The organism is Catenulispora yoronensis (assembly GCF_039531695.1).
GTDB lineage: Bacteria > Actinomycetota > Actinomycetes > Streptomycetales > Catenulisporaceae > Catenulispora > Catenulispora yoronensis.
Map to the genome: position 1 here is coordinate 1 of NZ_BAAAQN010000135.1, position 1,637 is coordinate 1,637.

At 67.0% G+C, this 1,637-nt stretch carries 2 protein-coding genes; one reads left to right on the forward strand and one right to left on the reverse strand.

What is annotated here, in order from left to right; genetic code table 11:
• Window positions 1-126 precede the first annotated feature (126 nt).
• On the forward strand, window positions 127-621 hold the full coding sequence (locus tag ABD481_RS46335; protein ID WP_344672313.1) for a hypothetical protein: 495 nt from the start codon (window positions 127-129) through the stop codon (window positions 619-621).
• Here the strand turns inward: ABD481_RS46335 and ABD481_RS46340 are convergent.
• Window positions 575-1,498, reverse strand: coding sequence for an IS5 family transposase (locus ABD481_RS46340; RefSeq protein WP_344672314.1), 924 nt, complete (start codon window positions 1,496-1,498; stop codon window positions 575-577). The genes ABD481_RS46335 and ABD481_RS46340 overlap by 47 nt on opposite strands.
• Between the last annotated feature and the right edge of the window lie 139 nt (window positions 1,499-1,637).

A 1,637-nucleotide genomic window follows, 5' to 3' on the forward strand; every position in this document is an offset into this window, starting at 1 on the left:
AGTGCCTGTTGTCTTTCCGAACGGGGTCTTTGAGCTGGGGAAATAGGTGTGCTTGGGGCGTGTGGGGGTTCGTTGTTTGTGGCAGTTTCGGGGTGGGGGGTCGGTCCGATTCTGTGGGAGGCAGTCGTGGTGTCGGTGGATCAGTTGCTTGATGCGTATGAGGTGGCGGTGCGGGCGCGGGTGGAGGGGTTGCGGGAGCGGGCGGGGCTGGTGGCTGTGGAGTTGGCTGAGGCGGAGTCGGAGCTGGAGCGCGCGGTGATTACCAGGGCGACGTTGGCCGCGGTGTTGGCCGAGGGTGGTCGTGGCAGTACGGCGCTGCAGGCTGTTGATGTGCTCGCGGCAGCCGGTGCTGATGCCGGCGCCGGTGCTGGTCGGGGATCGGTGCCGATGTGGCAGGTCGGGATGGGCGGGGTGGATCTTCCGGTGAAGTATCGGTCGGTGTGGCAGGCGGTGGTTGATGCCGGTGGTCCGTTGCGGGCCGGGCAGGTGGCGGCAGCGCTGGGGTGGGAGTCCTCCAGGTCTGTGGTGGAGGGGTTGCGTTACCGGCTTAAGCGTTTGGTGGCCACCGGTTGGCTCAGTGAGTTGCCGTCGGGGGCTTTCGCGCCAGGCGGCGGGTCATGACCGGCAGCATCGCTGCTTGCACCATCGCCTCGTGGCTTTCCGGTCTGCGCTCGTAGTCCCGGGCCAGCCGTCGGGCGCGGGTGAGCCAGGCCAGGGTGCGCTCCACCACCCAGCGGCGCGGCAGCACCACCAGACCGCGAGCCCCGGCCGGACGCCTGACGATCTCCAACACCAGGTGCAAGGTGGCGGCGACGATGGTCACCAGCGCCCCGGCATACCCGCCATCGGCCCAGATCTTGGCCACGCTCGGACACGCCTGCACCAGCCGGGCCAGCAACGGTAGCCCTTGGTCGCGGTCTGGCACATCGGCGCCGGTGACCATCACCGCCAGCAGCAGCCCGCTGGTGTCCACAGCGATATGCCGCTTGGTGCCGTTGACCTTCTTGGCGGCGTCGAACCCGCGATCGGTGGCTGCCACCGTCTCCGCGGCCTTCACCGACTGCGAATCGATCACCGCCGCCGAGGGTTCGGGATCGCGTCCATCAGCCACCCGGCAAGCACGACGCAGCCGATCATGCAGCACCGTCAGCAGGTGTTGGTCACGCCAGCGGCGCCAGAACCGGTAGACCGCCTCCCAGCCTGGGAAATCGGCCGGCATCGCCCGCCATTTGATGCCGTTGTCCACCACATACAACATCGCATCGATCATGATCCGGTGACAGTAGCCTTCCGGCCGGCCGCCCCGCCCGCCCATCCACGCCGGCACCGGCACCAGCGGCAAGACCTGTGCCCACTGCGCATCGGTCAGATCCGTCGGATACACCGGCGTCCGCACCGGCTGGTCACCGGCGTTACCGAAGCGATGAGCCAGACAATCGCACGAAACGCCGGAGAAGCCCTCTTCGTTGCCTAAACCGGGTGCAGCACCGTAGAACATAAACCAGCAGGGCCTTCCCGCTCGAGGACTTAGACACTCATCGAGCTACACGGAAGGCCCTGCACTCATGCACCGATCAACCCTGAACCACCCCAAAGCATGGCCCACCACCAGCCACGTTCGGAAAGACAACAGGCTC

Coding starts and splice junctions, on each gene's coding strand:
- ABD481_RS46340 (WP_344672314.1), bottom strand. CDS start 1,498: ATGTTCTACGGTGCTGCACCCGGTTTAGGCAACGAAGAGGGCTTCTCC.